The organism is Neobacillus rhizophilus (assembly GCF_018343535.1).
Classification (GTDB): domain Bacteria; phylum Bacillota; class Bacilli; order Bacillales; family Cytobacillaceae; genus Neobacillus; species Neobacillus rhizophilus.
In genome coordinates this window covers 158532-182221 of the sequence record NZ_JAGYPF010000003.1, presented here as the reverse complement: position 1 = coordinate 182221, position 23690 = coordinate 158532, and the positions used below count along the sequence as shown (strand labels likewise).

Sequence of the window (23690 nt, the reverse complement as noted above, 5' to 3'; positions counted from 1 at the left end):
GCGTTTTTTTTTGGGGAGAAAGGTCGAATTGTAGATATCCACTGAAATTTGTAGATATCTTTGAATTTTTGTTGATATCTGCTAAAAATTTGTAGATATCCTTGAAAAATTGTAGATATCCGCTAAAAATTTGTAGATATCCAACTGGGTGTCCTTTGACTATTGGTCAACGAAGGTCGTTACCCACATCTTAGGTCATAATCCGCACCTATTCTACCAAATTCACCCTTCCGACAGCAATTCCAATCCTTCCTTGGCCGGACCTTCGATCACTTCGCCTTTAAAGGAATACCGGGAACCGTGGCATGGGCAGTCCCAGGTCTTTTCGGCATGGTTCCACTCACATTCGCAGCCGAGATGGGTGCAGGTGGTGTCTACCACAAAAAGTTTGCCGTAATCATCCTTGTAGCCCCCGGCTCTTTTTCCGTTAAACATGACGGAACAGCCCTCACCGGCAACCAACTCATCTGCATCCTTCGGAACAAATTCAATTTTCCCTTTAATAAGATGCTTGGCAACGTCCAAGTTCGACGTAATGACATTTTTTAATTCAGGGTCAGCATTGAACCGGTGCGGAGAATACAGGTCTTTATAAGGATTGTCCCGGCCCAATACATAATCACGAAGCAGATGCCCGGCAAAAATGCCTGTCGTCATGCCCCACTTCTTAAATCCGGTCGCCAGCAAAACATTCAACCGGTCTTCCGTAATCGGGCCGATATACGGAACCTTGTCCAAAGTGATCAAATCCTGCGCGGACCAGCGGTAGGCATATTCCTTAATCCCAAATACCTCTTCAGCAAATGCCTCCAAGGCTTCAAAATGCTTCATCGTGTCTTCGCCCTGGCCAGTTTTATGCTTCTCGCCGCCCACAATAATCAACTTTTCCCCATCTATAGGCGTATAACGGATGGAGCGGGGCGGGTCGTCGGCGCTGATATACATGCCGCCGGGAAACTCTTTATCCGTCTTGATTCCAATTGCGTAGGATCTGCTGGCATACATTCTTGCAAAATATAGCCCCGGTTTATCGTAAAAAGGAAAATGCGAAGCCATGATGATATGCTTGCAGGCTACACGATTGCCTCCTTTGGTTACTACCACAGGCTGCGGACCTTCCGCATCCTCAATATCCCAAGCCGTCGTATGTTCATAAACCTGACAGCCGGCTTTCACTGCTTCATCCAAAAGTGCCCGCAAAAACTTCAACGGATGATACTGAGCCTGGTTGTGCATGGCCAAGGCTCCTGTGACTTGAATATTAAAAGGAATCGTATCCTTTAACGTGCCAGGAATCCCCAAGCGCTGGTAGGCTTCCGATTCGGTTCCAAGCTTCTTCTTCGACTGCTCCGTAGTGGCATAAACATAGGCATCTTCCTTGCTAAAATCACAGTCAATTCCTTTTTCATTTACAAGCCGTTCCACGAACTCAATAGCCGAAGAGGTTGATTCGTAATACTGCCGGGCTTTTTCCTCGCCAAAATGGCTAATTAATTCATCATAAATAATGTCATGCTGGGCCGTTAATTTAGCGGTCGTATGACCTGTAGTGCCGTTTAACACAGTGCCGGCCTCCAAAATTGCGACCTTCAGGCCTTCCTGTGTCAATAAATAGGCAGCGGTGATACCGGTTATTCCAGCGCCGACTATAGCCACATCAACAGACAAATCCTCATTTAAGGCTTCAAAAGAAGGCAATTCAATTTCCCGCCAATAAGGCTTCGGAAACCTTGGAATTTTATTAGAACTCATAAATACCCTCCATTACCAAAATAATCTCATGTTTAATTTTTCCTAAATTGAAAAATCAATGTAAGTTTATAAAATAAAAAAAAACCCTGCGTTAAACAGGGTTCCGTTCAATTATTTTCACCATTTAAGACTTGTCTGTAAATTGGGTTTCGGTATTGCTGTCGATTTTATCTATACGGGTCGAGTCTTCAATATCCAAGGCACTTCTTAGAAAGTGAACCAATACACCACCTGCAAGACCAAGACAAATCACCATGCCAATTGTCGTAACCCACCAGACACCCACGATATTCCCCCTTAAAATCTTTTTAAAAATATATGCGCAAGGGGAAATAATCTTGCTAATTATCCTTTTTCTTTAACTCAGAATAATAATCAACTTTTTTAATATTGACGCCGACAAACGTCTCAATAATGGATTGGCCTCCGGCAATGGAAAAAATAAAAATAAAAACTAAAGTTATTTTGGGAAAAATCAAATAGGCGCCTCCCAGAATAATCGCGCTCCAGACACCGGCACACCAATAACACTTTAATAAGTAACCAAACAGGGATTTTGGGACCTCCTTGGTATGTACCTCCCCGTTCTCCATTTTCACCTCCACTTTTTTCATAAATGGCCTGCGAATGGATTCTGTGATTTTATCAAAAACGATTAAATGGGTAAAACGATAGCTCGCCAAAATTAACATAATATAAGTCATCCAAGAAATGTCTTTCACTTGTTTTTAGGCCTCCACAAGCCTCGTAGCATCGGCTTTAAATTATATTTATCCTTCCCTGTATATTTTGAGCCTGAAATCAAAATTCTATATTCGGAGGAGGTGTAAAATGAAAAAATCTCTATGGTTTAGTTTCTTGTTTTTGCTAGCTCTATTTTGTATCCCAAGCGTGTCATTTGCCCAGCAAATCTATACGGTTCAGCCGGGAGACTCGCTTTGGAAAATTGCAGTCAGGTATCAGGTAGGTCTCTCGGAAATTATCTCCGCAAATCCCCAGTTTAAAAATCCGGCTCTCATCTATCCAGGCCAAAAGGTAACGATTCCGGATTTAGGCGGTGTAAAATCAATTGAGAATCAAGTCATTCAATTGACCAATCAAGAACGGGCGAAAAATGGCTTAAAGCCGATGACCGCGGATTGGGAGCTTTCACGGGTTGCCCGCTATAAAGCGATGGATATGCGGGACAAGGGTTATTTTAGCCACACAAGCCCTACGTATGGAAGTCCATTTACAATGATGAAGAGTTTTGGAATTTCCTATCGCAGCGCAGCTGAGAACATTGCTGCTGGGCAGACAACACCGGCCTCTGTGGTTCAGTCATGGATGAACAGCTCTGGGCACCGCGCCAACATTTTAAGCTCTAACACTTATATCGGCGTTGGTTACGCAAAGGGCGGTTCATACGGACATTATTGGGTGCAAATGTTTATATCTAAATAACATGGAAGAAGGGTCGGTTTCGTAGGAAACTGGCCTTTTTTGGCTAATAAGAAAGTATAAATTTTATCAAATTTATACTTTCTTAACGCATAAGTGCAACTACGCCTCTGTCTTCGCCCTTTGGGGCTCGCCAATCGGCGAGTTTTCTTTATGTTTCTTCGGGCCGATCCCTTCTAAGACTCTAGACCTATCCAAAAATCAAGCTCTAGCGCAATTATGGAAACCATGGAAAAAAGGTAAGATGAAATCAAGATAAAGAAAGGGAGTGAACAACGAAATGAAAAAGTTTGGTTTATTGGTTGCGGGGGGTATCGCTGCAGTGGTGTTACTTTCCACTATCGGTCCAATGGTAGGATTAGTGGTCAGCCTGGTGCTTCTTTACTTCATAGCAAAGCAATTTTTAAAAGCAGATTCCATCTGGGCAAAAATAGGTCTTGGGATTATCGGATTCATCGTCCTGATGGCAGCTTTCCATAATGTACCTGCCATCATCGGTGCCGTCGCAGCATATGTGCTATATATCATCTACAAAAAATGGAATCAAAACAAAACTATCAAGTTTAAGGAAGAATCCGATCCATTCGTTAATTTTGAAAAACAATGGACCGATCTAAACAAAAACTAATATTTAAAGGAGAGTATGATCATGACCAACTTATTTACAAGAATTAAAAACACTGTTTTAGCCGATTTACATGAGGCACTTGACCAAAAGGAAAACAAAAACCCGATTGCCCTGCTGAATCAATATCTTCGTGAAAGCGAGCAGGAAACTGAAAAGGTAAGAAAACTGGTAGAACGTCAGTACCGTCTGCGGGATGAATTTACAAAAGAACTCCATCAGGCTTCGGAAATGGCCGCGAAAAGAAAGTATCAAGCCGAAGTGGCTGCGAAAGCCGGCGAGGAAGAGTTATATCAATTTGCTCAAAGCGAACTCCAACAATATGCTGCCCGTGTTGAGCGCCTAAGTGCCTCACTTGAACAAACAAAAGGTCAGCTTGGGGAATTGGAAAGAAAATATGAAGAAATGAAGCATAAGCTGAAAGACATGCAGCTTCGCCGGATGGAACTGATGGGCCGTGAGAACGTCACGCGTGCCAACCAGCGCATGAATCAGGTATTAGACTCCAATAATACCTATTCGGATAAAGCCTTCTCCCGCTTCAAGGATATTGAGAACTATCTTGACGGCCTTGAACACAAGGTGAACAGCTCATATTACCGCAGCACGATTGACGCAAGGGTTGCCGAATTAGAAAAAAACATAAAATTGGAAGAAAGCAAGTCCATTTCTTAACCAAAACATGGTATTCTTAAGAATGAAGGCGTAGGGTCCTACGCCTTTTGCCCATACATATAACGAGAGGAGAGGTGAACCGATGTTTAAAAATGTAAAAAATGACTATTTAGGCTGGCTGATGCTTGTCGGCGTGGTCATATTGCTATTAGAAATATTATTTTTCAACAGCGGGCTCATTTTCTCTTTATTTATAGCAGGCGGCATGGTCTATCTGGGCCGAAAAAGGTCCGGAAAAAAGCTTGGCAAACTTCTATTCATCGGCGGAATCTTTTTCTTTGTCATCAGCGTTTTAAACATGATGACCTTTAAATTTTTTCTATTAGCGATTTTACTGCACTTTTTTATACAGTTTATTACCTCGAAAAAGAATCCCAATAAAATTGATCTGCAAATCATCGAAACGGAGAATACAGAAAAAGAAGAAACTCTCATTCAAACAAAGCCTTTGTTTGAGAATATCTTTTTGGGCCAGCAAAAAACGCCGGTCGGTGTTTATGAATGGAATGATATCAATATCCAGGCCGGCATCGGCGACACAATCATTGACCTTAGCTATACGATGCTGCCTAAAGGGGAAACAGTCATATTTATCCGCAACTTGATTGGGAATGTGCAGATTCTCGTCCCGTATGAGGTGGACGTCAGTGTCCAGCATTCCTGCCTGGTAGGTTCCTCTGTTGTTTTAGAACATCATGAACGGAAAATGTTTAACCAGGTTTTTCAATTAAAAACACCGGGCTATGAAGAGGCCGAGCACAAGGTGAAAATCTTTACATCGCTCATCGTCGGGAATTTAGAGGTGACCCGCATATGAGTACAACAGGCCGTCAGATAGTGTGGAGTATCGGTTTTGCCTTAGGTTTGGCGATTATGATTACTGCCGTTTTTACGGTAGTTTTGGAAAATTGGTCGGAACTGTGGACGAGAAATTTCATGGATATTCCGATTATCATTTTTGTTCCTGCTTTCAGTATTGCTGGCGGGATTCTGCTTGGTGCTGTGACGGGGCTTTTTTGGCGAAGGCAGTTTCACAGTATTGAACACTCCCTCCATCAATTGGAGGAGGGAAGGTATACGGATGTTACCGGCAAGCAGCCGGTGGCAGAAATGCAGGCGATTGCCGGACGAATTGAAAAAATCGGCAAACAGCTCGCCGAGCAGGCAAAGCTTTCGCAACGGCTTGCTACCGAAAAGGTCGAGGATCAGGAAGCACGCATCCAGGAAATTATTGAACAGGAGCGGAATCGGTTAGCAAGAGAACTACACGACTCCGTCAGCCAGCAGCTATTTGCAGCCTCGATGATGATGTCAGCCATCAATGAGACGAGGGAAGTATCTGCGGAATCCTTTGAGTCAAAACAGTTAAAAATGGTGGAGGAAATGATTCATCAATCCCAGCTTGAGATGCGGGCACTTCTTCTTCATCTGCGTCCGATTGCCTTAAAGAACAAATCGCTGCAGGAAGGAATTGAAGAGCTGCTGCTCGAATTAAGGCAAAAGGTAACAATGGATATTCAGTGGAAGGTTGAGGAATTTCAGCTTGATAAGGGTGTCGAGGATCATCTTTTCCGGATTCTTCAGGAATCGGTTTCCAACACATTACGGCATGCGAAGGCAAAAAAACTGGAAGTGCTGTTAATTAAGAGGGACCATCTGATTATCATGCGGGTTGTCGATGATGGGCTTGGTTTTGAGGTTGAGTCTGCGAAAGCCGGCTCTTATGGCATGCAGAATATGCATGAGCGGGCGCTGGAAATTGGCGGTACGCTAAAGGTTGTCAGTATGAAAAATAAGGGGACGAGGCTTGAAGTGAAGGTCCCGGTGATGAGTAATGGAGAGGATGCGGATGATTAGAGTAGTCTTTGTCGATGATCATGAAATGGTGAGAATTGGGGTGTCCGCTTATCTTTCAGCACAGCCTGATATTAAGGTTGTAGGTGAGGCGGATAATGGAAAAACTGGAGTCGAGCTGGCGTTGCAGCTGCGCCCAGATATCATTTTAATGGATTTGGTCATGAAGGAAATGGATGGGATTGAGGCGACAAGGCAAATTATCGAACAGTGGCCGGAAGCCAAGATCATTATCGTGACCAGCTTTTTGGATGATGAAAAAGTGTACCCGGCGTTGGAGGCTGGGGCAACAAGCTATATGTTGAAAACCTCAAAAGCGAGTGAAATCGCCAATGCTGTTCGAGCCACATACCAGGGCCAAACCGTTCTTGAGCCGGAAGTAACCGGAAAAATGATGGTGAAAATGCGCCAAAAAAGCCAGCACCTGCCCCATGAGGACTTAACCAGCCGCGAACTGGAAATTTTGCTTTTGATGGCCCAGGGCAAGACCAATCAGGAAATTGCCGACGAACTTTTTATTGCATTGAAAACGGTCAAAACTCATGTTAGCAATATCTTAAGCAAGCTTAACGTCCAGGACCGCACCCAGGCGGTTATTTATGCGTTTAAGCATTCGTTGATTCAATAGATCTTTTAAAGGCTTCCCGAGATTGGGAAGTCTTTTTTGTATGCACCGAAAAAATCCCCTACTAATCCGAGAACTTGTCTCATAAGTTTATAAAAGTGAGATTGATAAAGGGGAATCCAAAATGGCTATTTACTACAAGGGTATTTTCTTTTTGGCGGCAACCGCTTTTTTAGGTGAAGGAATTGAAGTTTTGGTTAATATGATCCTGGCACGGGAATTGGGCTCCCATGGTCTTGGACTGTATATGTCCATTCTTCCGACCGTTTTTCTCATTGTCTTGCTATCGAGCTTTGAATTGCCTGTCTCAATTTCCAAATTTGTCGCGGAAAGGGAAGAACGCTATCATCGGAATATCTTATATCATGCAATAACACTTACGATTGTCTTCACGAGTATCTTATTGCTGGCAGGAACAGCGCTGATACCGTTTATCCCAGTATTTGATACCTACCACCCGTACATCAGGTGGCTCGTGCTCCTCTTAATTCCGGTGATTTCCTTTACCTCCGTTGCCAGAGGCTATTTTATGGGGCGACAGCAAATGGGGAAGATTGCGATTTCTAATTTCCTCAGGAAAGCCGTCCAGCTAGGGCTTTTGTTTGCGCTGTTCCGCTTTTTTGAATTTAACGCTGAGACCTCCTTGCTAGTGGCCCTTGGGACGCTGATTGGCAGTGAAATTGTCGTCTTTCTTTACTTAATTTACATGTTCATGATTCAATATCACCACGTGAAACGCCAGCCGTTCTCTAATCTCAATCGCAAGCTTGTCAGGAAAAATTTAATGGCGGTCTCTATTCCAACCACTAGCATGCGCTTGTTTTCGGCTTTTACGGGTGCCATCCAGCCCTTTATTATCAAAGCGGCCCTCGTCCATGCCGGCCTAACTCACACAGCGGCGACTGAACAGTTTGGGATGCTGATGGGAGTCGCGATGTCGATCGGCTTTTTCCCGGCGTTTATAGCCCATTCCTTGCTGATCGTACTTATCCCGGCCGTCTCGAAAACCCATTCTGAACGAGATTACCCATCGCTTAGAAAGATGCTTCAACAAGTAATGGTCCTTACCTTCGTCTACGGCATTGCGGCCGTTACGCTTTTTTATTTTTTTGCACCCGAGTTAACCTCTTTATTTTTTAAATCAGAAACATCGGCTATTTACCTGCAGCTGCTCTGGCCGTTTTTCTTATTCCATTACTTCATTATGCCGCTTCAGGCGTTTATGATTGGACTGGATATGATTAAAGAGGCGTTTTTCCATATTATTTGGTCGACGGTCATTGGCTTCGCTCTGATTCTTTGGCTTGGCTCGATGTATGAGTGGAGAATGAATGGAGTCATCATTGGCATGAATACAGGTTCGGTTTTATTGTTCTTGATGCATTATGCTACTGTTTGCAAAAAAATTGGACTTACCTTTTTTATGAAGGGCACTGTTCCAAAAACAATGGAGCATTAATGAATGAAAAAGGAGCTTGGTTCACTTTGAACCAAGCTCCTTTTCTAGTTTAATTAGTCCCGGCTATTCAAAATCCCGAAAATACGAAGGATGCTGACGAATAGGTTGATGAAGTCTAAGTATAAGCTTAACGCCATCATTGGTACATCTTCCGGACGGACACCGTAATGCTTCATCCGGCTGATATCAAAGAGAACATATCCGCTGAATACCAGTACACCGATGAAGGAGTAGGCAAGCATTCCGGTTGAGCTTAACGGGAAGAAAATATTAAAAATCGAAATTGCTACTAACGCAAGCAAGGCAGCGAGCAGGAATCCTCCTAGGAAAGAGAAGTTCCGTTTGGATTTAGCCGCATAAATGGAAATCCCGCCAAACACAACGGTTGTTGTAGCAAACGCCATTACAACAACATTGGCGCCGGCAGTTGCTGCATAATAAGCGACAATTGGATACAGGGTGATTCCTGAAATAAACGTAAAGACATAAAGGAAAGAGTAAGAGATGGCTTTCCTTCTTCTAAAGAAAACAGCAGCGAGAATCATAATAAATTCTAAAATAGCTAATGGCATAAATAATGCAGGCGGAACATAGACACCTGCCATTGTACCAAGAAAAGCAACGGCAAGGGATAACGCGAACGTCCGTAATACCGAAGGCATCATTCCAGTTGAAGTTTGTGTATTATACAATTTATCTTCACCTCATAAATAATTTACTTACATTAAATATATACGAAAAAGTGGTCAAGGAGTTTCATTTTTTCGTAAAAAATCTTTGTCTTCTTTTAGTAAATCACGAATCTCAGCAAGCAATTCCTCTGAGCGATCTACTTTTACCGGTGCTTGTTCTTTTACCTCATCCTTCTTCTTGAAACGGTTTAAAAACTTGATAAAAAGAAATATCGTGAAGGCAATGATAAAAAAGTCGATAATGTTTTGGATAAATACTCCGTATTTAATACTTTTAAAGGCCAGATCTTTCACGTCTACTTGACCAGTTAATAAAACAATGATTGGCATAATCACATTATCAACTAACGAGGAGACGATTTTCCCAAACGCCCCGCCGATAATCACACCGACTGCCAAGTCGATGACATTACCTTTCATTGCGAATTGCTTAAACTCATTCCACATACATTTCAACCTCCATAAAATGGTCCAATATATAATTGTAACCATAAATGGAGTTTATCTGCAACCGTGATAAAAGTCTTATGAAATTAACTTCATTTTGATTGCTTTAACAGCCGCATCCGTTCGGTTTTTTGCCTCGAGCTTTTGGATAATAACTGACACGTAATCACGCACTGTGTAGCTACTTAAATGGAGCTCCTTAGCCGCTTCACTAATGGAAGCCCCTTCGGCAATCAGCTTTAGCACGTCTTTCTCCCGAGGTGTTAACAGTGTGTCAAAGCTTCCGAACTGCTGGAGTGCCTCATCCCAAATGGAAAACAGCAATTCCCCAGCGTAATGGCCAAATTTAATCAGTGTGGTTAAGGTTTGATTCGACACAAGAAAATCAGAATATTCCCCTTGGTCCAAGATGGCGATTCCAATCAGTTTGTTTTTTGTCGGAACAAAAATAGGCAGCACCACTAACGACCGTAGTTTAAATTCGTGAATATATTTTTCCGGCAGTACTTCTGCAGCATTGGAAAAATAGAGCGGCTGTGAATGCGTTAACGAATTTAAATACTTTTTAATTAGGGGAAGTTTAAAAATCTCCTCCCTAATTTGCTGAACAGATGATGTACTGACGTTATGTCCGGAAACGCCAATCCCTTTTTCTTCGTATTGATTGTATAAAAATAAGGCACAGCGTTCGAACGGCATATATTCCACTAAGCCTGTCGTAATCGCATTAACGGCATCGCCTGCACTGCGGGAAAGAAGCAGGTGCTGTAAAAATAAAAGCGAAGTATTTTTCCAATCAATTTTGCTTTCCAAATGGTAAAGCTTTAGCTGATGAAGATACATTTCTCTAATAAAAACGATTTGCTGTTCTTTTACTTGAAAATTCTCATTCTCAAGGCAAATAAGCAGGGTGTCATTTAAGCAAGGAATTTGGATAAGGGGAGAATCACCCGAGTTTTGGCCAATTAATCTTTCAATTGCCATGGAAAGGTGGCCGGTTTCCCGGGCCTTTAAGCTTTTACACATTTCAAGCAAATGATTGTCTACTGGATTCTCATTGGAACAGACGACGCTATCGATCACATACTCTTCTTTGTCTTTTTTCACAATGGCAACCCACTTCATTGGGAGAACATTAGTTTCAATAATGATTTTTGCGCTGTTGTCGTTTCGGTATTCCATGTCCTGACTGAGCAGTGCCTGGTCAAGTATTCTTATGAAAAAGGATTGAATGGCCTGATGGTCAAGAAATGTGGACTCCGGATCTTTGTCCAGAAGCTTGTGAAACATATTTTCAATGGTTGTGATAAGGGAAAGGGCTTCATATTCATCATACTTGCTGGAAAAACGCTTTTGCCATTCTGCAAGCAAGGATAGGATAAAAGAATCAGCATTAAGGTTTTTATTTTGAAATACATCTTTAATAGCGAACTGAATGATGACATCAATTTCATCTACTAAACTTTGATTGCGATATTTTAATGAGGGCATAAGTTCCTTCCACTCTTTTAAAAAGGGTGAACTTAGCTCGTAAAGAATGGAAAGTCCTTTTAATAAAAGCCGCTCCACTTTTTCTTCCATAAAGCTTCCACCTCCGGACAATCTATATTTATATAATAATATGGATTGGAAAAATTTCCAATACGCCCTTAGTAGTATTCCCCCGACATTTGACGGGGGTACCTATAAATTTCCGATATTTTCAGTGATTGTAGTTGTCTTGAAAGAAGTGTAAGGTAAAGTAAGTGATTATTATTTAAATATTCGGAATTGTAGGAGGGTTTTTATGGAGAATCCGGTTCAACTTGAAGGAACAATTAGTAAGAAAGCTTTCTGGTCTGCATTGACAGCGGGGTTTTTAGCGCTCGGACTGCTTTTAGTGTCATTCGGCATTTCTGGTGTCGCTTATGCAGTACCAATTGCGGGTGTAGGTGATTTCTATGTTGAGTTTGATAAATTAGAAGGAACAGGGTATACCTTCTATCCAAAGATGGGGGAAACAAGTTCTGAGGATTCAGCACCACAAGGAACAAACCTTATTGAAAATTTAACGATTACCAATTTGCAATTATACAAGGATTTTAAAGTAGGAAGTGAGTGGATTCGCGTCAAGATTCAGGCTTCCAAGCCAGTTCAAATCAGCGGACTGCAGCATGATGCTGGCCTTATTGAAGCAGATGCAAAATTCCAGAACCTGGTCCTCGAGGAGAATCACAGTGATGACTGGCAAAAGCAATTCCAGCAAAAATCGTCCACGATCACATTAGAGCATGCCAAATTAAAAACTCATTATCTATTTCAGAAAACGATTAATATGAACGGAATGAAGCTGACTGTAGAAAGAATTAAAAAATAAGGAGGGAACTAGTATGAAAAAATGGCGAAAAAAGCGGCCGTTTTGGGGTGCCATGCTAACAATTATAAGCGGGCTGATGATTTTATGGGTACCGTTAAACTTATATTTAAGCACCTTCCTTCCTGGGTCGATTGCCGTTATTGGTTTATTATTTGGCGGGATGATAACGTTAATCGGAATCATTGCCTTATTTTTCCCTAATGCGTCACGAATTCTAGGGATTTTTACAATATTCCTATCGATATTATCTGTAATAGGGGCGTTAGGCGGGTTTCTCTTTGGAACAATCTTTGGAATTATCGGAGGTTCGCTCTTGACAGCATGGCACTTGGGACCGGCTAAAGTGAAGTCTACAAGGTCAAGCGGTGTCGAAGAAACCGTTCAACACACCTTCACCTTCTAAAGGAGACCAAATTATGTGGTGGAAAAACAAATCTTTCTTGATAAGCTGCAGTGTTGCGATCATGTTTTTCTCGCTCTTCTCTTTTAGTTACGGTGCTAGGGCAGAAACAACAACCGATATGGAAGGCTTTATCATTGAGGCAGACCGAGTGGTTGGGACTGGGATGTCAGCTTCCATTGTAGAGCGAGAAACATCCGCAACTGACAAAAAGCCGATGCTGCAAATTAAATATAAATCGGCCACGATATATGGTATGAAATTAACAAAGCGGGTTAATTCCGGCAACGGACCAATAAGCATTGTCTTAAATGCAAAAGGACCAGTTACCGTATATGGAATGACAGTTGATATCTCGGCCATTTCCTTTAAAGGAGCCTGTATCCATGCGGCAGAAACAGTCCCACAGCTAGGGATGGAAAATGTTACGATGGTGGCTCACTATATGGAGTCAGATGACAGCGTCATCAATCAATTGACACTAAAAACGGTTTCAGGAAACGCTGGCCCTGAAAAGCCGGACCAGCTGCAAATCCTTCAAGATTTAAGCAAGCTTCCTTTGGAGCAATTGAAAAAGGAAATTGAAAAAATCATGTCGGGACACCTGCCGCTTACCTGTGCTGATAGCAACACTGCTGGGGCCTCGGAGGATTTGGTTGGAAAAATTACTGACCCGATTCAGGACGTAATTGGTGGAATCACGGACCCGCTAAGTCCAGTGACAAAGCCTTTAGAGCCGGTTTTGAAACCGCTAGACCCGGTTGTTAGTGTACTTGATCCAGTTTTGAAACCTGTTGAGACCGTCTTGGATCCGGTATTGCAGCCGCTGGAACCAGCTTTAAATCCGCTTAAGCCTGCACTAAAACCGCTTGATCCGGTCGTTCAGCAGTTGGAACCTGTCATCAAACCGTTAGAACCGGTGATAAACGGTACGGTTAATACGGCAAATCAAACGGTGCAGACGGTTTGTTCAAAGCTTCAGTCTGCAAACGGTGTAATTACGAAGGAGCTTGGTTTGCAATTAATCGATGAAGCATTGGCGAAAAAGGTCGATCTAAATCAGGTATGTCCGACAGATACGACTCTGACTAACCAATTGGTAAAAATAGAAGAAAGCTTATTGAATACACTGGGAATTTCAAAGTTGCTGGGATTACTGATTCCGAATGACACTGTTTCGAAGCTAACCAAAATGCGTGATGAGATTGTGAAAAAACCGGATGGATCGGTCATTTATAGTCAATAAAGAGCAGGTGTGCCTGCTCTTTCATTTTTTTTTGGATTAAAATGCCCAATTTCCTGCTTTAAAAATAGGTTCTGTCTGTCCATCTTTGGTGATGCCATTGATGTCCATTTCAGCTGACCCAATCATGAAATCAACGTGGGTGATGCTTTCATTCAGTCCATTTTCTTTCAGTTCATCAGATGACATTTTCTTGCCGCCATCAATACAGAAAGAATAAGCGCTGCCAATGGCAAGATGGTTTGAGGCGTTTTCATCAAACAAAGTGTTGAAGAAAAGAATGTTAGATTGGGAGATTGGCGAGTTATACGGAACTAGTGCCACTTCACCCAGATAGTGGGAGCCTTCATCGGTTTCCACAAGATGCTTCAAAACTTCTTCGCCTTCCTCTGCTTTTACTCCGACAATTTTGCCATTTTCAAAGGTGATCGAAAAACGATCGATGATATTTCCGCCGTAGCTGAGCGGTTTCGTGCTGGCGACGGTGCCGTTTACGCCAGTTTTTAACGGAACTGTAAATACCTCTTCCGTCGGCATATTCGCCATAAACTCCACACCATTTTCGTTGATACTGCCTGCGCCAACCCAAAGATGGTTTTTCGGCAGCTCGATCGTTAAATCTGTGCCAGGTGCTTTGTAATGCAGCTTTGCATACCGTTTTTCGTTGAGGTATTTGACTTTTTCATGAAGGGTTTCATCATGCTTTTTCCAGGCTTCGACTGGATTTTCTGCATCCACACGGACTGCTTTAAAAATGGCTTCCCAAAGCTTTTCAACCTGCTTTTCAGTGGGCTCATTCGGAAATACCTTGGCAGCCCAGGCAGGGGAGGCAGAGGCGACGACCGTCCAGCTGACCTTGTCTGATTGTATCGCTTGACGATGCTTAGTCATTGCTTTTCCGGCAGCTTTTTGGAAATTGGCAATCCTCTGCGGGTCTACACCTTTTAGCAAGTCCGGGCTTGAAGACACCACCGACATAAAGGCTGCACCCTGCCCGACTAATTCTTCCATTTCTTTTGCCCGCCACTGCGGGTATTCGTTGAAGACTTCATCCGGTGCCAATTCATATTTTGTTTTCGTGACTACATCATCGGTCCAGTTGACAATGACATTGCGGGCACCCGCTCCATAAGCCTTTTTGACGACCAAGCGAACAAACTCGGCAGAATCCAAGGAAGCGTTGACCACTAAGCTTTGACCTTTTTGAATATTGACGCCGACTTTAACGGCAAGCTCTGCGTATTTTTCAAGGTTTGTCTGGAATTGACTCATATGTATAATCTCCTTTATCAGAATCTTCTTTTATTGTAGCGTTTTTATTTTAAAAAAGAAAATGATAGAGGTAATGTGTATTTTTAGGCAAAAAAAAACAGCAGGAACAGTGTTCCTACTGAAGTTTGCTTCCATAAACCTTTATATTAAAATATACCCCCGCGGAAAATAAAACGATAAATGTAATAATACCTGACAATGAAGTGGGAGCCATAAATGTTGACAATTCCACTTTGTCCACCGCCTTTGAAATATGTAATGTTTACACTCTAAGTATAATACTAGAAGGGGTAATTGTGAATAATTTAGTACAATTTTTTGTCTGAAATTTGAACAATAATTAAAGCCTGCTATGCTAGGATCCCAGTTTAATAGATTCTTTTTCAAATGAATAAAACATCAGCCAATAAAAGAAGGCGCTGAGGAGAGTAAGCAAAAATAGTACAAAAAATGTCCAGTTGTATCCAATCCAAACCGTCATTGGGATGGACAACGGGGCAATGGTACGGCTGAGCGTAAAGCGCAGGCTCGCGGCAGCAAAGTACTGTCCCCGCATATGCTCGGGAGCGAGTTTGGACACAAAGCTTTGCTGTAGACCTGCACCCATTAATTCTGCAAAAGTAAATACCGCCATTGCCAAAATCAATCCCCAAATCCACTGCGTTTGGCTAAACAGAATCAATGAAACTCCATATACAACCGATGAAAATACGAAAATATTTCTTTCATTAAAATTAGCTGTCCATTTGGTCACGATGACAGTTAATAACGCAACTAGAAGACCGTTTTCTGCGAGTACTAACCCAAAGGCTTGCTCGCCGCCAACCTTAAATGACCAATCCCCAAAGGAAAGTAGATTTTGATTGTGAACAACATCCTTCATATACACAGGAAACAATAGGTCCAACTGCATGAATGTTTGGCCGGCTAAAACCCCCGCCACGATAAACAAGAGAAACGTTTTATCCCGTACAATTATTACATAATCCCGAAATTGATTGATTAAAAAATAGTACCATTTTCCGTCGACGGATAAAGCTGAAGTTTTTTGAACGGGCACTGTTTCTTTTGTTAATTTTGCTAATATAATGCCAAGCATCATACAAACAATCGCAGCAGCAAGCAATAACTGAAAGCGGTAATGGGCATAAAAAATCCCGCCTAAAATAGGGCCGATGACTACTGCAATATTGATAGATGTATAAAATATGGCGAATACCTGGCCGCGGTGTTTTTCCTCCACTAAGTCGGCAACCATGGCCTGGCTTGCTGGCCAATAAAAGGAGCCGAAAACACCGGCCGCCGCAAACGCTGCGAATCCAAGTATGGGGGACTGAAACCAGGGAGAACTTGCTGCTGAAAAAGCTAAAAAGGAAAATCCTTGCCCGATGGAAGAGAGAACCATCATTCGTTTCCGCCCAAATCGGTCGGCACAGTAGCCGCCCAACAGGTTAGCTGCCACCGCAAATATTTGTGAAAAAACCAATAACAAACCAGCTTTGCTCTTGCCGAATTCCTCTGCAAAATATATCGACAGAAACGGAAAGAACATCCAATAAGTAATATTCATGGCCGCCTCACCGAACAGGCGAACCTTTAAATTCGTATCCCAATCTCTAATCCGCATGAATAATATCCTCATTTCCAAAAATGGTGCCAATTTATCATACTATTCAAGTGGAAGGGAATACAAGAAAAAAAAGAGTCAGCTATCCCATCACTTCTTAGCAATAATGTAGTTGAAGTTTCGGAATTACTGAATCCATTAGAGACGTATGCTATATTTAACTTACTGTAATTTGAAAGGATGTTTTAAATATGGCAAAAAGTGTTGTAATTGCTGAAAAACCTTCTGTCGCACGTGATATTGCACGTGTGCTTAATTGTAATAAAAAAGGAAATGGGTATCTAGAAGGCGATAAATATGTCGTTACCTGGGCACTAGGACACCTTGTCACGCTTGCTGACCCAGAAGATTATGATGTGAAATATAAAACATGGAAATTAGAAGATCTGCCAATGCTGCCTGAACGTTTGAAGTTAACAGTAATTAGGCAGACCGGGAAACAGTTTAATGCCGTTAAGAGTCAACTGACTAGAAATGATGTCAACGAAATAGTCGTGGCGACTGATGCAGGGAGAGAGGGAGAATTAGTTGCACGTTGGATTATTGATAAAGTAAAAGTCAATAAACCCATTAAACGTCTATGGATCTCATCTGTTACTGATAAAGCGATTAAAGATGGTTTTGCAAACTTGAAGCCTGGTAAGTCTTATGACAATTTATATGCTTCAGCTGTCGCACGTTCAGAAGCTGACTGGTATATTGGGCTGAATGCAACACGTGCTTTAACGACCAGGTTCAATGCCCAACTAAACTGCGGACGTGTACAAACACCTACTGTTGCGATGATTGCAGCACGTGAGGACGAAATCAAAAACTTCAGAGCACAAACCTATTATGGTATTGAAGCTCAAACATCCAACCAACTAAGGCTGACTTGGCAGGATGCAAAAGGAAACAGCCGAAGCTTCGATAAAGAAAAAATTGAGTCGATTGTCAAAAAGCTTGGCAGACAAAATGCGATTGTAACGGAAATTGAGAAAAAGCCTAAGAAGTCTTTTTCCCCGGGTCTTTATGATTTAACAGAATTGCAGCGAGATGCGAATAAAATCTTTGGCTACTCTGCTAAGGAAACGTTAAACATTATGCAAAAGCTGTACGAGCAGCATAAAGTTTTAACGTATCCTCGTACCGATTCGCGCTACCTTTCTTCTGACATTGTCGGAACACTCCCTGAACGGTTGAAAGCATGTGCAATAGGTGAATATCGTCCATTAGCTAATAAGGTCTTAAGTAAGCCTATTAAAGCTACTAAAGCTTTTGTTGATGACAGCAAAGTATCCGATCATCATGCGATAATACCAACAGAAAGCTATGTAAACTTCTCAGCCTTCACAGATAAAGAGCGTAAAATATATGATTTAGTCGTAAAACGGTTCTTAGCGGTATTATTCCCGGCATTCGAGTACGAGCAGTTAACGCTCCGGGCCAAAATTGGTGATGAGAACTTCGTGGCTCGCGGAAAAACTATTTTATCAATGGGCTGGAAAGAAGTTTACAATAATCGCTTTGAAGATGATGATGTGGCAGATGATCTGAAAGAACAGATTTTACCTCGCATCGAAAAAGGCGACACATTAAATGTGAAACTAATCGCGCAAACGGCTGGACAAACAAATCCCCCAGCACGCTTTAACGAGGCGACATTGCTTTCGGCAATGGAAAACCCTGTAAAGTACATGGAAACAAACAATAAACAGCTCGCAGAAACATTAAAATCTACAGGTGGACTGGGAACGGTCGCAACACGTGCTGACATTATTGACAAGCTATTCAACTCGTTCTTAATCGAAAAGCGGGGCAAAGACATTCATATTACTTCCAAAGGCCGGCAATTGCTGGATTTAGTGCCGGAAGAGCTAAAATCCCCTGCTTTAACAGCGGAGTGGGAACAAAAGCTTGATCAAATTGCGCATGGCAAGTTGAAAAAAGAAGTGTTTATCGGTCAAATGAAAAACTACACTAAAGAAATCGTGGCTGAAATTAAAGCAAGCAGTAAAAAATATAAGCACGATAATATTTCTACAAAAAATTGTCCTGATTGTGGAAAACCAATGCTTGAAGTGAATGGAAAAAAGGGAAAAATGCTCGTTTGCCAGGATCGGGAATGTGGGCATCGTAAAAATGTCTCACGTGTTACAAACGCACGCTGTCCACAATGCCATAAAAAACTTGAGCTTCGTGGCGAGGGTGAGGGCCAAATCTTCGCATGTAAATGTGGATATCGTGAAAAACTTTCTGTTTTCCAAGAACGCCGGAAAAAAGAATCCGGTGGGAAAGTGGATAAACGGACAGTACAAAAATATTTAAAGAACCAGCACAAAGATGAAGAACCCTTGAATAGTGCGTTGGCTGACGCGTTAAAAGGGTTGAAGTTTGATTAACACCATACTTAAGGGGCTATTCAAGAAGATTGAATTTCTTTATGAATAGCCTCTTTCATTCATTATCCTGCTAAAGTGATAATGCGCTAAAATTCAGAAAATTTGGTTGACAGGCAAGGTATCTGTCACATAAAATATTATCAAACTAATAATAATTTTTAGAATGGGTGAAAAAATCATGAGGCAGCGCCGAAGAACCGTTCAAAATTTTATAACGTTTATTAAAGAGGCTGGATTCCAAATCTAATCAGAAATGGAATCCAGCCTCTTTCTTTATCTTACTAAAGTAATAGAGGAGTGGAGAGAAATGATCACATTAACAGGTAACAGTCTAACATTGGAGCAAATGAAGGAAGTATTGTACCGCGGCCAAAAGGTTGGCGCTTCGGAACAAAGCATGGAGGCAGCAGCCAAGAGCCGGGAAGCAGTGGAACGAATTGTTTCTGAGCGTAGAGTGGTTTATGGAATCAATACCGGGTTTGGAAAGTTCAGCGATGTACTTATCGATAAAGAACATGTACAGGATCTGCAGTTGAATTTAATCCGCTCGCATGCCTGTGGAGTAGGGGAGCCATTCCCAGAAGTGGTGTCAAAAGCAATGGTCGTTCTTCGTGCCAATGCCCTGTTAAAAGGTTACTCAGGCATTCGTCCGGTAGTCATTGAAAGACTGATTGAGCTAGCTAACAAAGACATTATTCCGGTTATTCCACAGCAGGGTTCACTAGGTGCTAGCGGGGATTTGGCGCCATTATCCCATTTGGCATTAGTGGTTGTAGGTGAAGGCGAAGTATTCTATAAAGGCGAGCGTGTGGAAGCAGGCAAAGCACTTCAGCAGGAAGGTCTTTTCCCACTAACACTTGAGGCTAAAGAAGGTCTTGCTCTCATTAACGGAACGCAGGCCATGACAGCTATGGGGGTCGTCGGATACCTAGAAGCAGAGCAGCTTGCTTTCGAAAGTGAATTGATTGCCTCCATGACGATTGAAGGGTTAAACGGAATTCTCGATGCTTTTGCAGAAGAGGTTCAAGTGGCAAGAGGCTACCAGCAACAGATTGATACAGCAGCAAGAATCCGCCGCTATTTGAGTGACAGCTTATTAACAACGATGCAGGGAGAACTGAGGGTTCAGGATGCTTACTCTCTTCGCTGCATCCCACAGGTTCAAGGTGCTTCCTGGCAAGCCCTTGATTATGTAAAAGAAAAGCTGGAAATCGAAATGAATGCAGCGACCGATAACCCATTGATTTTTGATGACGGGGAAAAGGTCATCTCCGGTGGAAACTTCCACGGGCAGCCAATTGCATTTGCAATGGACTTTATGAAAATCGCAGTAGCAGAGCTTGCTAATATTTCGGAACGTCGTGTGGAACGGTTAGTTAATCCGCAATTAAGCGATCTGCCGCCGTTTTTAAGCCCGCAGCCAGGCCTTCAATCAGGGGCAATGATTATGCAGTATGCAGCCGCTGCCCTTGTTTCAGAAAATAAAACTTTGGCACATCCAGCAAGTGTGGATTCCATTCCATCATCGGCAAACCAAGAGGATCATGTAAGCATGGGGACGATTGCATCAAGGCATGCATATCAAATAATCCAAAATACCCGCAGAGTCCTTGCGATTGAGATGATTTGCGCCATGCAGGCCGTCGAATATCGCGGTGTAGAGAAAATGGCGACCCATACGAAGAACTTCTATGAAAAAGGTCGTGAGCAGGTGGCATCCATTAACCAGGACCGCATCTTCTCAAAGGATATCGAAAGACTGGCAGAATGGCTGAAAACCGTGGAATTTTCTCAGTTTATGAAGAAATTAAGCTTCGAAAAATAAACAGTGTAAAAAGGCGTGAAAACTCTTCACGCCTTTTACTCTGTCTGCTCAGGAAGCAGGCGGGCGGTATCCTGCCTGGTGTCCTCTTCCTCAATTCTATTTTTGAAGGCCTCCTGGGTGACAATAAATTCTTCATCCCCGATTGCCTGCTCAGCATGACTCTCGGTCATGGTGTTCTTGGGGAATTCACCCGGATGGTTTTTGTTTTTATGATTAAAATGTTCTCCACGTGCCAAGTCTAACACTCCTTTCGTTATCGCTTGTAGCATGCCCCAATAAAGCTGAAAACATTACCGATTTATTTTTCAACCGAAATGGAGCTTTGTTATAATAAATATAGTGAGTATGCTAAAAAAGGAGGGCAAGAACATGGATATGTTTCATATTGTCTCAGAAGATCGGATTAAAAAAGCATACAAAGATGGTGAATTTGATAACCTTCCTGGATATGGAAAACCCCTTAAGCTTGATGATTTATCAGGTATTCCTGAAGAGCTTCGGATGGCTTACAAAATCATGAAAAATGCTGGCTTTACAGAAGAGGAAAACCATTTACGCAAAGAGATGATGAGCATCGAGGATCTCATCAAAAAATGTGACGACAGCGGCGAGAAAGAAGATTTGCAAAAAAAGTTAAATGAAAAGCTCCTTCGCTTTAATCAATTGATGTCAAAACGGGGGGCGAAAACAAATTCGTCCATTTTTAAAAATTACGAACAAAAGGTAGAAAAACGGTTTAAATAAATTCTGATTAGTAAAAAAAGCTGGCGAGGAGAGAATTTTTACAATTCCTCTTCACCAGCTTTTTCTTCTAATTTGGCAGGCTTGCAGATGCGGTCTAAGAAATAACCTGCAAATACCATAAAAGCAATGGGGATTGAAAAGTTTAACACATGAACAATGGTCAATGCCTATCACCTCTATTTTTATTCGGAATATTAATAATATTCTGTGTTTTGTTATGTTGTTAATATTATATGCTAATCGTCACAAATTAGACAAATGTTTTCGTCATAAAATCAGAGCCCAAAATAAATAAAGAAAATTTTTCTTCCCACAAATTAGGAGAATATTCGACTTTAAATTCTCTATTATTTATATATTCCAATTTTAGGTAATGGTAATTAGAGGAAAAAGTGTGGGGGTTTGTCAAAAAATGTCTAAAAAAGAGGTTCGGAATATTAAAAATGCTGACAAAAACTAACACTTTGTTATAAAAGGACTAGTTATAATGAACTTACTAAAGAGTTAGTGTGAATTTAGTCCTAGAAAAGATGAACTAATGAAATAATAAATAGACAGTTATTTTTCAGAAAAAGGCAAACTTGGTGAAAATCAAGGACGCAAAGCCGAGGGTCTAAGGTGGAAATAGGAGAAGCTATGATGGCCGGGCTGCCTGAAATACGGGTAAGTATTTTAGGGGGTTGTTAAAATGAATTTGGGGATTGAGCAGATGGAGAAGCTTGACAAGGAGTGGCTGGTACTAATTATGGAAGCTAAGAAGATTGGATTATCGGTAGAAGATATTCGAAATTTCCTAAGCGGTAATCACCAATCGGAACAATTCGTTACATACCAAAATGAAAAAGCATCCTACAAAAATTAAGAATTTTTGTAGGATGCCTTTTTTTTATACATTTTAACTGTTGTTTTGATTGTTCCGCCATTTATTAAATTCCAAGAACTCGCGGAATTGATCTTTTGAAACACCGGAGGTCATGGCTTCTTTTACTAAATTCATCCAATCATTGTCCAATTCCGTCTTGTCAATCTGCTCATGTATAAAATGTTCAACTGGAATGTTTAATACACCGGCAATCTTTTCAAGAAACTGTATGGACGGATTTTTTTGAAGGTTTCTCTCAAGCGAGCTTAAATAGGATTTTGCAACTCCTGCCTGCTCTGCTAGTTCGGAAAGTGACATCTTCTTCTCTTGGCGGAATTTCTTTACGCGGTCACCTATCATGAATTCTCACACACCTAAAAATAATTTATAACATCATTCTATCAAAAAGAATTTGAGAGTACCATATTAAGAACAAAGGAATATGGCAAATTATCGAAATTTGAATAATTAATTTTTATATTGAGAAAGTAGTTTTGAAAAATAAGTCCGTTAGCGTTAATATTAAAGTGTTGCCAAAAATGTCATAAAGTAATCGTTTTTATATACCAGGATTCGCACAAAACGGTCTCCAAACAAAAGAATTTATTCAAAAAGGCAGGGGAACATTACATGATTGTCTTAAAGTCACAACGAGAAATCGAAGCAATGAAAAAGGCAGGAGAAATCCTCGCTGCCTGTCACAAAGAAATTGCCAAAATGATTAAGCCAGGGATTACCACTTGGGAAATTGATCAGTTTGTGGAGGGATTTTTAAAAAAGCATAATGCTACTCCGGAACAAAAAGGTTATAAGGGCTACGAATACGCAACATGCGCAAGTATTAACGATGAAATCTGCCATGGCTTCCCGCGCAAAGACCCATTGCTGGAAGGGGACATCGTCACGATTGATATGGTTGTTAATTACAACGGAGCCTTGGCTGATTCAGCCTGGTCTTACGCAGTTGGCGAAGTTTCCGAAGAGACTAAGCATTTGTTAAAAGTTACAAAGGAAGCCTTGTACAGGGGAATTGAACAAGCGGTTCCAGGCAACCGGATTGGCGATATCGGTCATGCCATCCAGACTTATGTGGAAAGTGAAGGACTATCGGTTGTTCGCGACTTTATTGGACATGGGATTGGAGCAGTGATTCACGAAAAGCCGGATGTACCGCATTACGGTTTGCCAGGTAAAGGCCCAAGAATTAAAGAGGGAATGGTATTTACGATTGAGCCAATGGTGAATATCGGATTATTATTCACCAAAATGGATTCCAACGGATGGACAGCAAGGACTGTCGATAGCACCTATTCCGCCCAATATGAGCACACAATCGCCATCACCAGAGATGGCCCGATCATTTTAACTGATCAAGATTAAAAAATAAAAACAGATCTCGTTCGAGGTCTGT

At 41.7% G+C, this 23690-nt stretch carries 26 protein-coding genes and 1 riboswitch; of the genes, 15 read left to right on the top strand and 11 right to left on the bottom strand.

Annotated elements, in window-relative coordinates; genetic code table 11:
• Nucleotides 1-222: 222 nt before the first annotated feature.
• The 3 genes from KHA99_RS14355 to KHA99_RS14345 all read right to left on the bottom strand — a co-directional run bounded on the left by KHA99_RS14355 (nucleotide 223) and on the right by KHA99_RS14345 (nucleotide 2474).
• Entirely contained in the window at nucleotides 223-1752 is a 1530-nt protein-coding gene (locus KHA99_RS14355) for an FAD-dependent oxidoreductase (protein ID WP_213118168.1), read from the bottom strand.
• 124 nt (nucleotides 1753-1876) lie between these two features.
• Complete coding sequence (locus KHA99_RS14350; RefSeq protein ID WP_213118928.1) at nucleotides 1877-2038, bottom strand: hypothetical protein; 162 nt, start codon at nucleotides 2036-2038, stop codon at nucleotides 1877-1879.
• Between the two features lie 55 nt (nucleotides 2039-2093).
• Complete coding sequence (locus KHA99_RS14345) at nucleotides 2094-2474, bottom strand: DUF1360 domain-containing protein (protein ID WP_213118167.1); 381 nt, start codon at nucleotides 2472-2474, stop codon at nucleotides 2094-2096.
• Nucleotides 2475-2583: 109 nt separating this feature from the next.
• Here KHA99_RS14345 and safA point away from each other — a divergent pair, with 109 nt between their 5' ends.
• The 7 genes from safA to KHA99_RS14310 all read left to right on the top strand — a co-directional run bounded on the left by safA (nucleotide 2584) and on the right by KHA99_RS14310 (nucleotide 8430).
• A complete protein-coding gene (gene safA / locus KHA99_RS14340) occupies nucleotides 2584-3195 on the top strand; it encodes a SafA/ExsA family spore coat assembly protein (RefSeq protein WP_213118166.1) in 612 nt (203 codons plus the stop codon).
• A gap of 277 nt (nucleotides 3196-3472) precedes the next feature.
• Nucleotides 3473-3820 carry a lmo0954 family membrane protein gene (locus KHA99_RS14335; RefSeq protein WP_213118165.1) on the top strand — a complete coding sequence of 116 codons (348 nt, stop codon included), beginning with the start codon at nucleotides 3473-3475 and terminating at the stop codon, nucleotides 3818-3820.
• A 21-nt stretch (nucleotides 3821-3841) separates the two neighbouring features.
• Entirely contained in the window at nucleotides 3842-4492 is a 651-nt protein-coding gene (locus KHA99_RS14330; RefSeq protein ID WP_213118164.1) for a PspA/IM30 family protein, read from the top strand.
• An 82-nt stretch (nucleotides 4493-4574) separates the two neighbouring features.
• A complete protein-coding gene (liaF, locus tag KHA99_RS14325) occupies nucleotides 4575-5309 on the top strand; it encodes a cell wall-active antibiotics response protein LiaF (RefSeq protein WP_213118163.1) in 735 nt (244 codons plus the stop codon).
• Complete coding sequence (locus KHA99_RS14320) at nucleotides 5306-6349, top strand: sensor histidine kinase (protein ID WP_213118162.1); 1044 nt, start codon at nucleotides 5306-5308, stop codon at nucleotides 6347-6349. The genes liaF and KHA99_RS14320 overlap by 4 nt, the downstream gene beginning before the upstream one ends.
• Nucleotides 6342-6974 carry a response regulator gene (locus KHA99_RS14315; RefSeq protein ID WP_213118161.1) on the top strand — a complete coding sequence of 211 codons (633 nt, stop codon included), beginning with the start codon at nucleotides 6342-6344 and terminating at the stop codon, nucleotides 6972-6974. Before KHA99_RS14320 ends, KHA99_RS14315 begins: the two co-directional genes overlap by 8 nt.
• 121 nt (nucleotides 6975-7095) lie before the next feature.
• Nucleotides 7096-8430, top strand: coding sequence for a polysaccharide biosynthesis protein (locus tag KHA99_RS14310; protein WP_213118160.1), 1335 nt, complete (start codon nucleotides 7096-7098; stop codon nucleotides 8428-8430).
• A gap of 53 nt (nucleotides 8431-8483) precedes the next feature.
• On the opposite strand, the gene KHA99_RS14305 is transcribed toward KHA99_RS14310, so the two are convergent.
• The 3 genes from KHA99_RS14305 to KHA99_RS14295 form a co-directional block, all read right to left on the bottom strand.
• Nucleotides 8484-9095, bottom strand: a complete 612-nt coding sequence (locus KHA99_RS14305; RefSeq protein ID WP_213118873.1) for a Bax inhibitor-1/YccA family protein — start codon at nucleotides 9093-9095, stop codon at nucleotides 8484-8486.
• Between the two features lie 81 nt (nucleotides 9096-9176).
• Nucleotides 9177-9569 carry a large-conductance mechanosensitive channel protein MscL gene (gene mscL / locus KHA99_RS14300; RefSeq protein ID WP_213118159.1) on the bottom strand — a complete coding sequence of 131 codons (393 nt, stop codon included), beginning with the start codon at nucleotides 9567-9569 and terminating at the stop codon, nucleotides 9177-9179.
• Between the two features lie 78 nt (nucleotides 9570-9647).
• Nucleotides 9648-11150, bottom strand: a complete 1503-nt coding sequence (locus KHA99_RS14295; protein WP_213118158.1) for a response regulator transcription factor — start codon at nucleotides 11148-11150, stop codon at nucleotides 9648-9650.
• Nucleotides 11151-11355: 205 nt separating this feature from the next.
• Between KHA99_RS14295 and KHA99_RS14290 the strand changes: the two genes are divergently transcribed.
• From KHA99_RS14290 to KHA99_RS14280, 3 genes are read left to right on the top strand one after another with little or no spacing between them, the layout of a single operon-like run.
• Nucleotides 11356-11925: a DUF6230 family protein gene (locus KHA99_RS14290; protein ID WP_213118157.1), complete on the top strand. Its 570-nt coding sequence runs from the start codon at nucleotides 11356-11358 to the stop codon at nucleotides 11923-11925.
• A 13-nt stretch (nucleotides 11926-11938) separates the two neighbouring features.
• Nucleotides 11939-12328: a DUF6114 domain-containing protein gene (locus tag KHA99_RS14285; RefSeq protein WP_213118156.1), complete on the top strand. Its 390-nt coding sequence runs from the start codon at nucleotides 11939-11941 to the stop codon at nucleotides 12326-12328.
• Nucleotides 12329-12341: 13 nt separating this feature from the next.
• A complete protein-coding gene (locus KHA99_RS14280; protein ID WP_213118155.1) occupies nucleotides 12342-13571 on the top strand; it encodes a hypothetical protein in 1230 nt (409 codons plus the stop codon).
• Between the two features lie 36 nt (nucleotides 13572-13607).
• Here KHA99_RS14280 and KHA99_RS14275 read toward each other — a convergent pair whose 3' ends face one another.
• Nucleotides 13608-14840, bottom strand: a complete 1233-nt coding sequence (locus KHA99_RS14275; protein WP_213118154.1) for an aminopeptidase — start codon at nucleotides 14838-14840, stop codon at nucleotides 13608-13610.
• A gap of 355 nt (nucleotides 14841-15195) precedes the next feature.
• Nucleotides 15196-16467 carry an MDR family MFS transporter gene (locus KHA99_RS14270; RefSeq protein ID WP_213118153.1) on the bottom strand — a complete coding sequence of 424 codons (1272 nt, stop codon included), beginning with the start codon at nucleotides 16465-16467 and terminating at the stop codon, nucleotides 15196-15198.
• A gap of 191 nt (nucleotides 16468-16658) precedes the next feature.
• On the opposite strand from KHA99_RS14270, the gene KHA99_RS14265 reads away from it, so the two are divergent.
• Nucleotides 16659-18848: a DNA topoisomerase III gene (locus tag KHA99_RS14265; RefSeq protein ID WP_213118152.1), complete on the top strand. Its 2190-nt coding sequence runs from the start codon at nucleotides 16659-16661 to the stop codon at nucleotides 18846-18848.
• 307 nt (nucleotides 18849-19155) lie between these two features.
• Entirely contained in the window at nucleotides 19156-20673 is a 1518-nt protein-coding gene (hutH, locus tag KHA99_RS14260; RefSeq protein ID WP_213118151.1) for a histidine ammonia-lyase, read from the top strand.
• Nucleotides 20674-20708: 35 nt separating this feature from the next.
• Here hutH and KHA99_RS14255 read toward each other — a convergent pair whose 3' ends face one another.
• Nucleotides 20709-20918, bottom strand: a complete 210-nt coding sequence (locus KHA99_RS14255; RefSeq protein WP_307852093.1) for a hypothetical protein — start codon at nucleotides 20916-20918, stop codon at nucleotides 20709-20711.
• Nucleotides 20919-21042: 124 nt separating this feature from the next.
• On the opposite strand from KHA99_RS14255, the gene KHA99_RS14250 reads away from it, so the two are divergent.
• A complete protein-coding gene (locus KHA99_RS14250; protein WP_213118149.1) occupies nucleotides 21043-21417 on the top strand; it encodes a DnaJ family domain-containing protein in 375 nt (124 codons plus the stop codon).
• A 38-nt stretch (nucleotides 21418-21455) separates the two neighbouring features.
• On the opposite strand, the gene KHA99_RS31205 is transcribed toward KHA99_RS14250, so the two are convergent.
• Nucleotides 21456-21581 carry a hypothetical protein gene (locus KHA99_RS31205; protein WP_261363801.1) on the bottom strand — a complete coding sequence of 42 codons (126 nt, stop codon included), beginning with the start codon at nucleotides 21579-21581 and terminating at the stop codon, nucleotides 21456-21458.
• 400 nt (nucleotides 21582-21981) lie between these two features.
• Nucleotides 21982-22073: riboswitch (cyclic di-GMP riboswitch) on the top strand.
• Between the two features lie 32 nt (nucleotides 22074-22105).
• Between KHA99_RS31205 and KHA99_RS14245 the strand changes: the two genes are divergently transcribed.
• Nucleotides 22106-22279: an anti-repressor SinI family protein gene (locus KHA99_RS14245; protein ID WP_372447602.1), complete on the top strand. Its 174-nt coding sequence runs from the start codon at nucleotides 22106-22108 to the stop codon at nucleotides 22277-22279.
• Nucleotides 22280-22312: 33 nt separating this feature from the next.
• On the opposite strand, the gene KHA99_RS14240 is transcribed toward KHA99_RS14245, so the two are convergent.
• Nucleotides 22313-22639, bottom strand: coding sequence for a helix-turn-helix domain-containing protein (locus KHA99_RS14240; RefSeq protein ID WP_213118148.1), 327 nt, complete (start codon nucleotides 22637-22639; stop codon nucleotides 22313-22315).
• Between the two features lie 270 nt (nucleotides 22640-22909).
• Here KHA99_RS14240 and map point away from each other — a divergent pair, with 270 nt between their 5' ends.
• The gene (map, locus tag KHA99_RS14235) at nucleotides 22910-23659 is read left to right on the top strand and encodes a type I methionyl aminopeptidase (protein ID WP_213118147.1); all 750 of its coding nucleotides are present in this window, start codon (nucleotides 22910-22912) and stop codon (nucleotides 23657-23659) included.
• The last annotated feature ends 31 nt before the right edge of the window (nucleotides 23660-23690 follow it).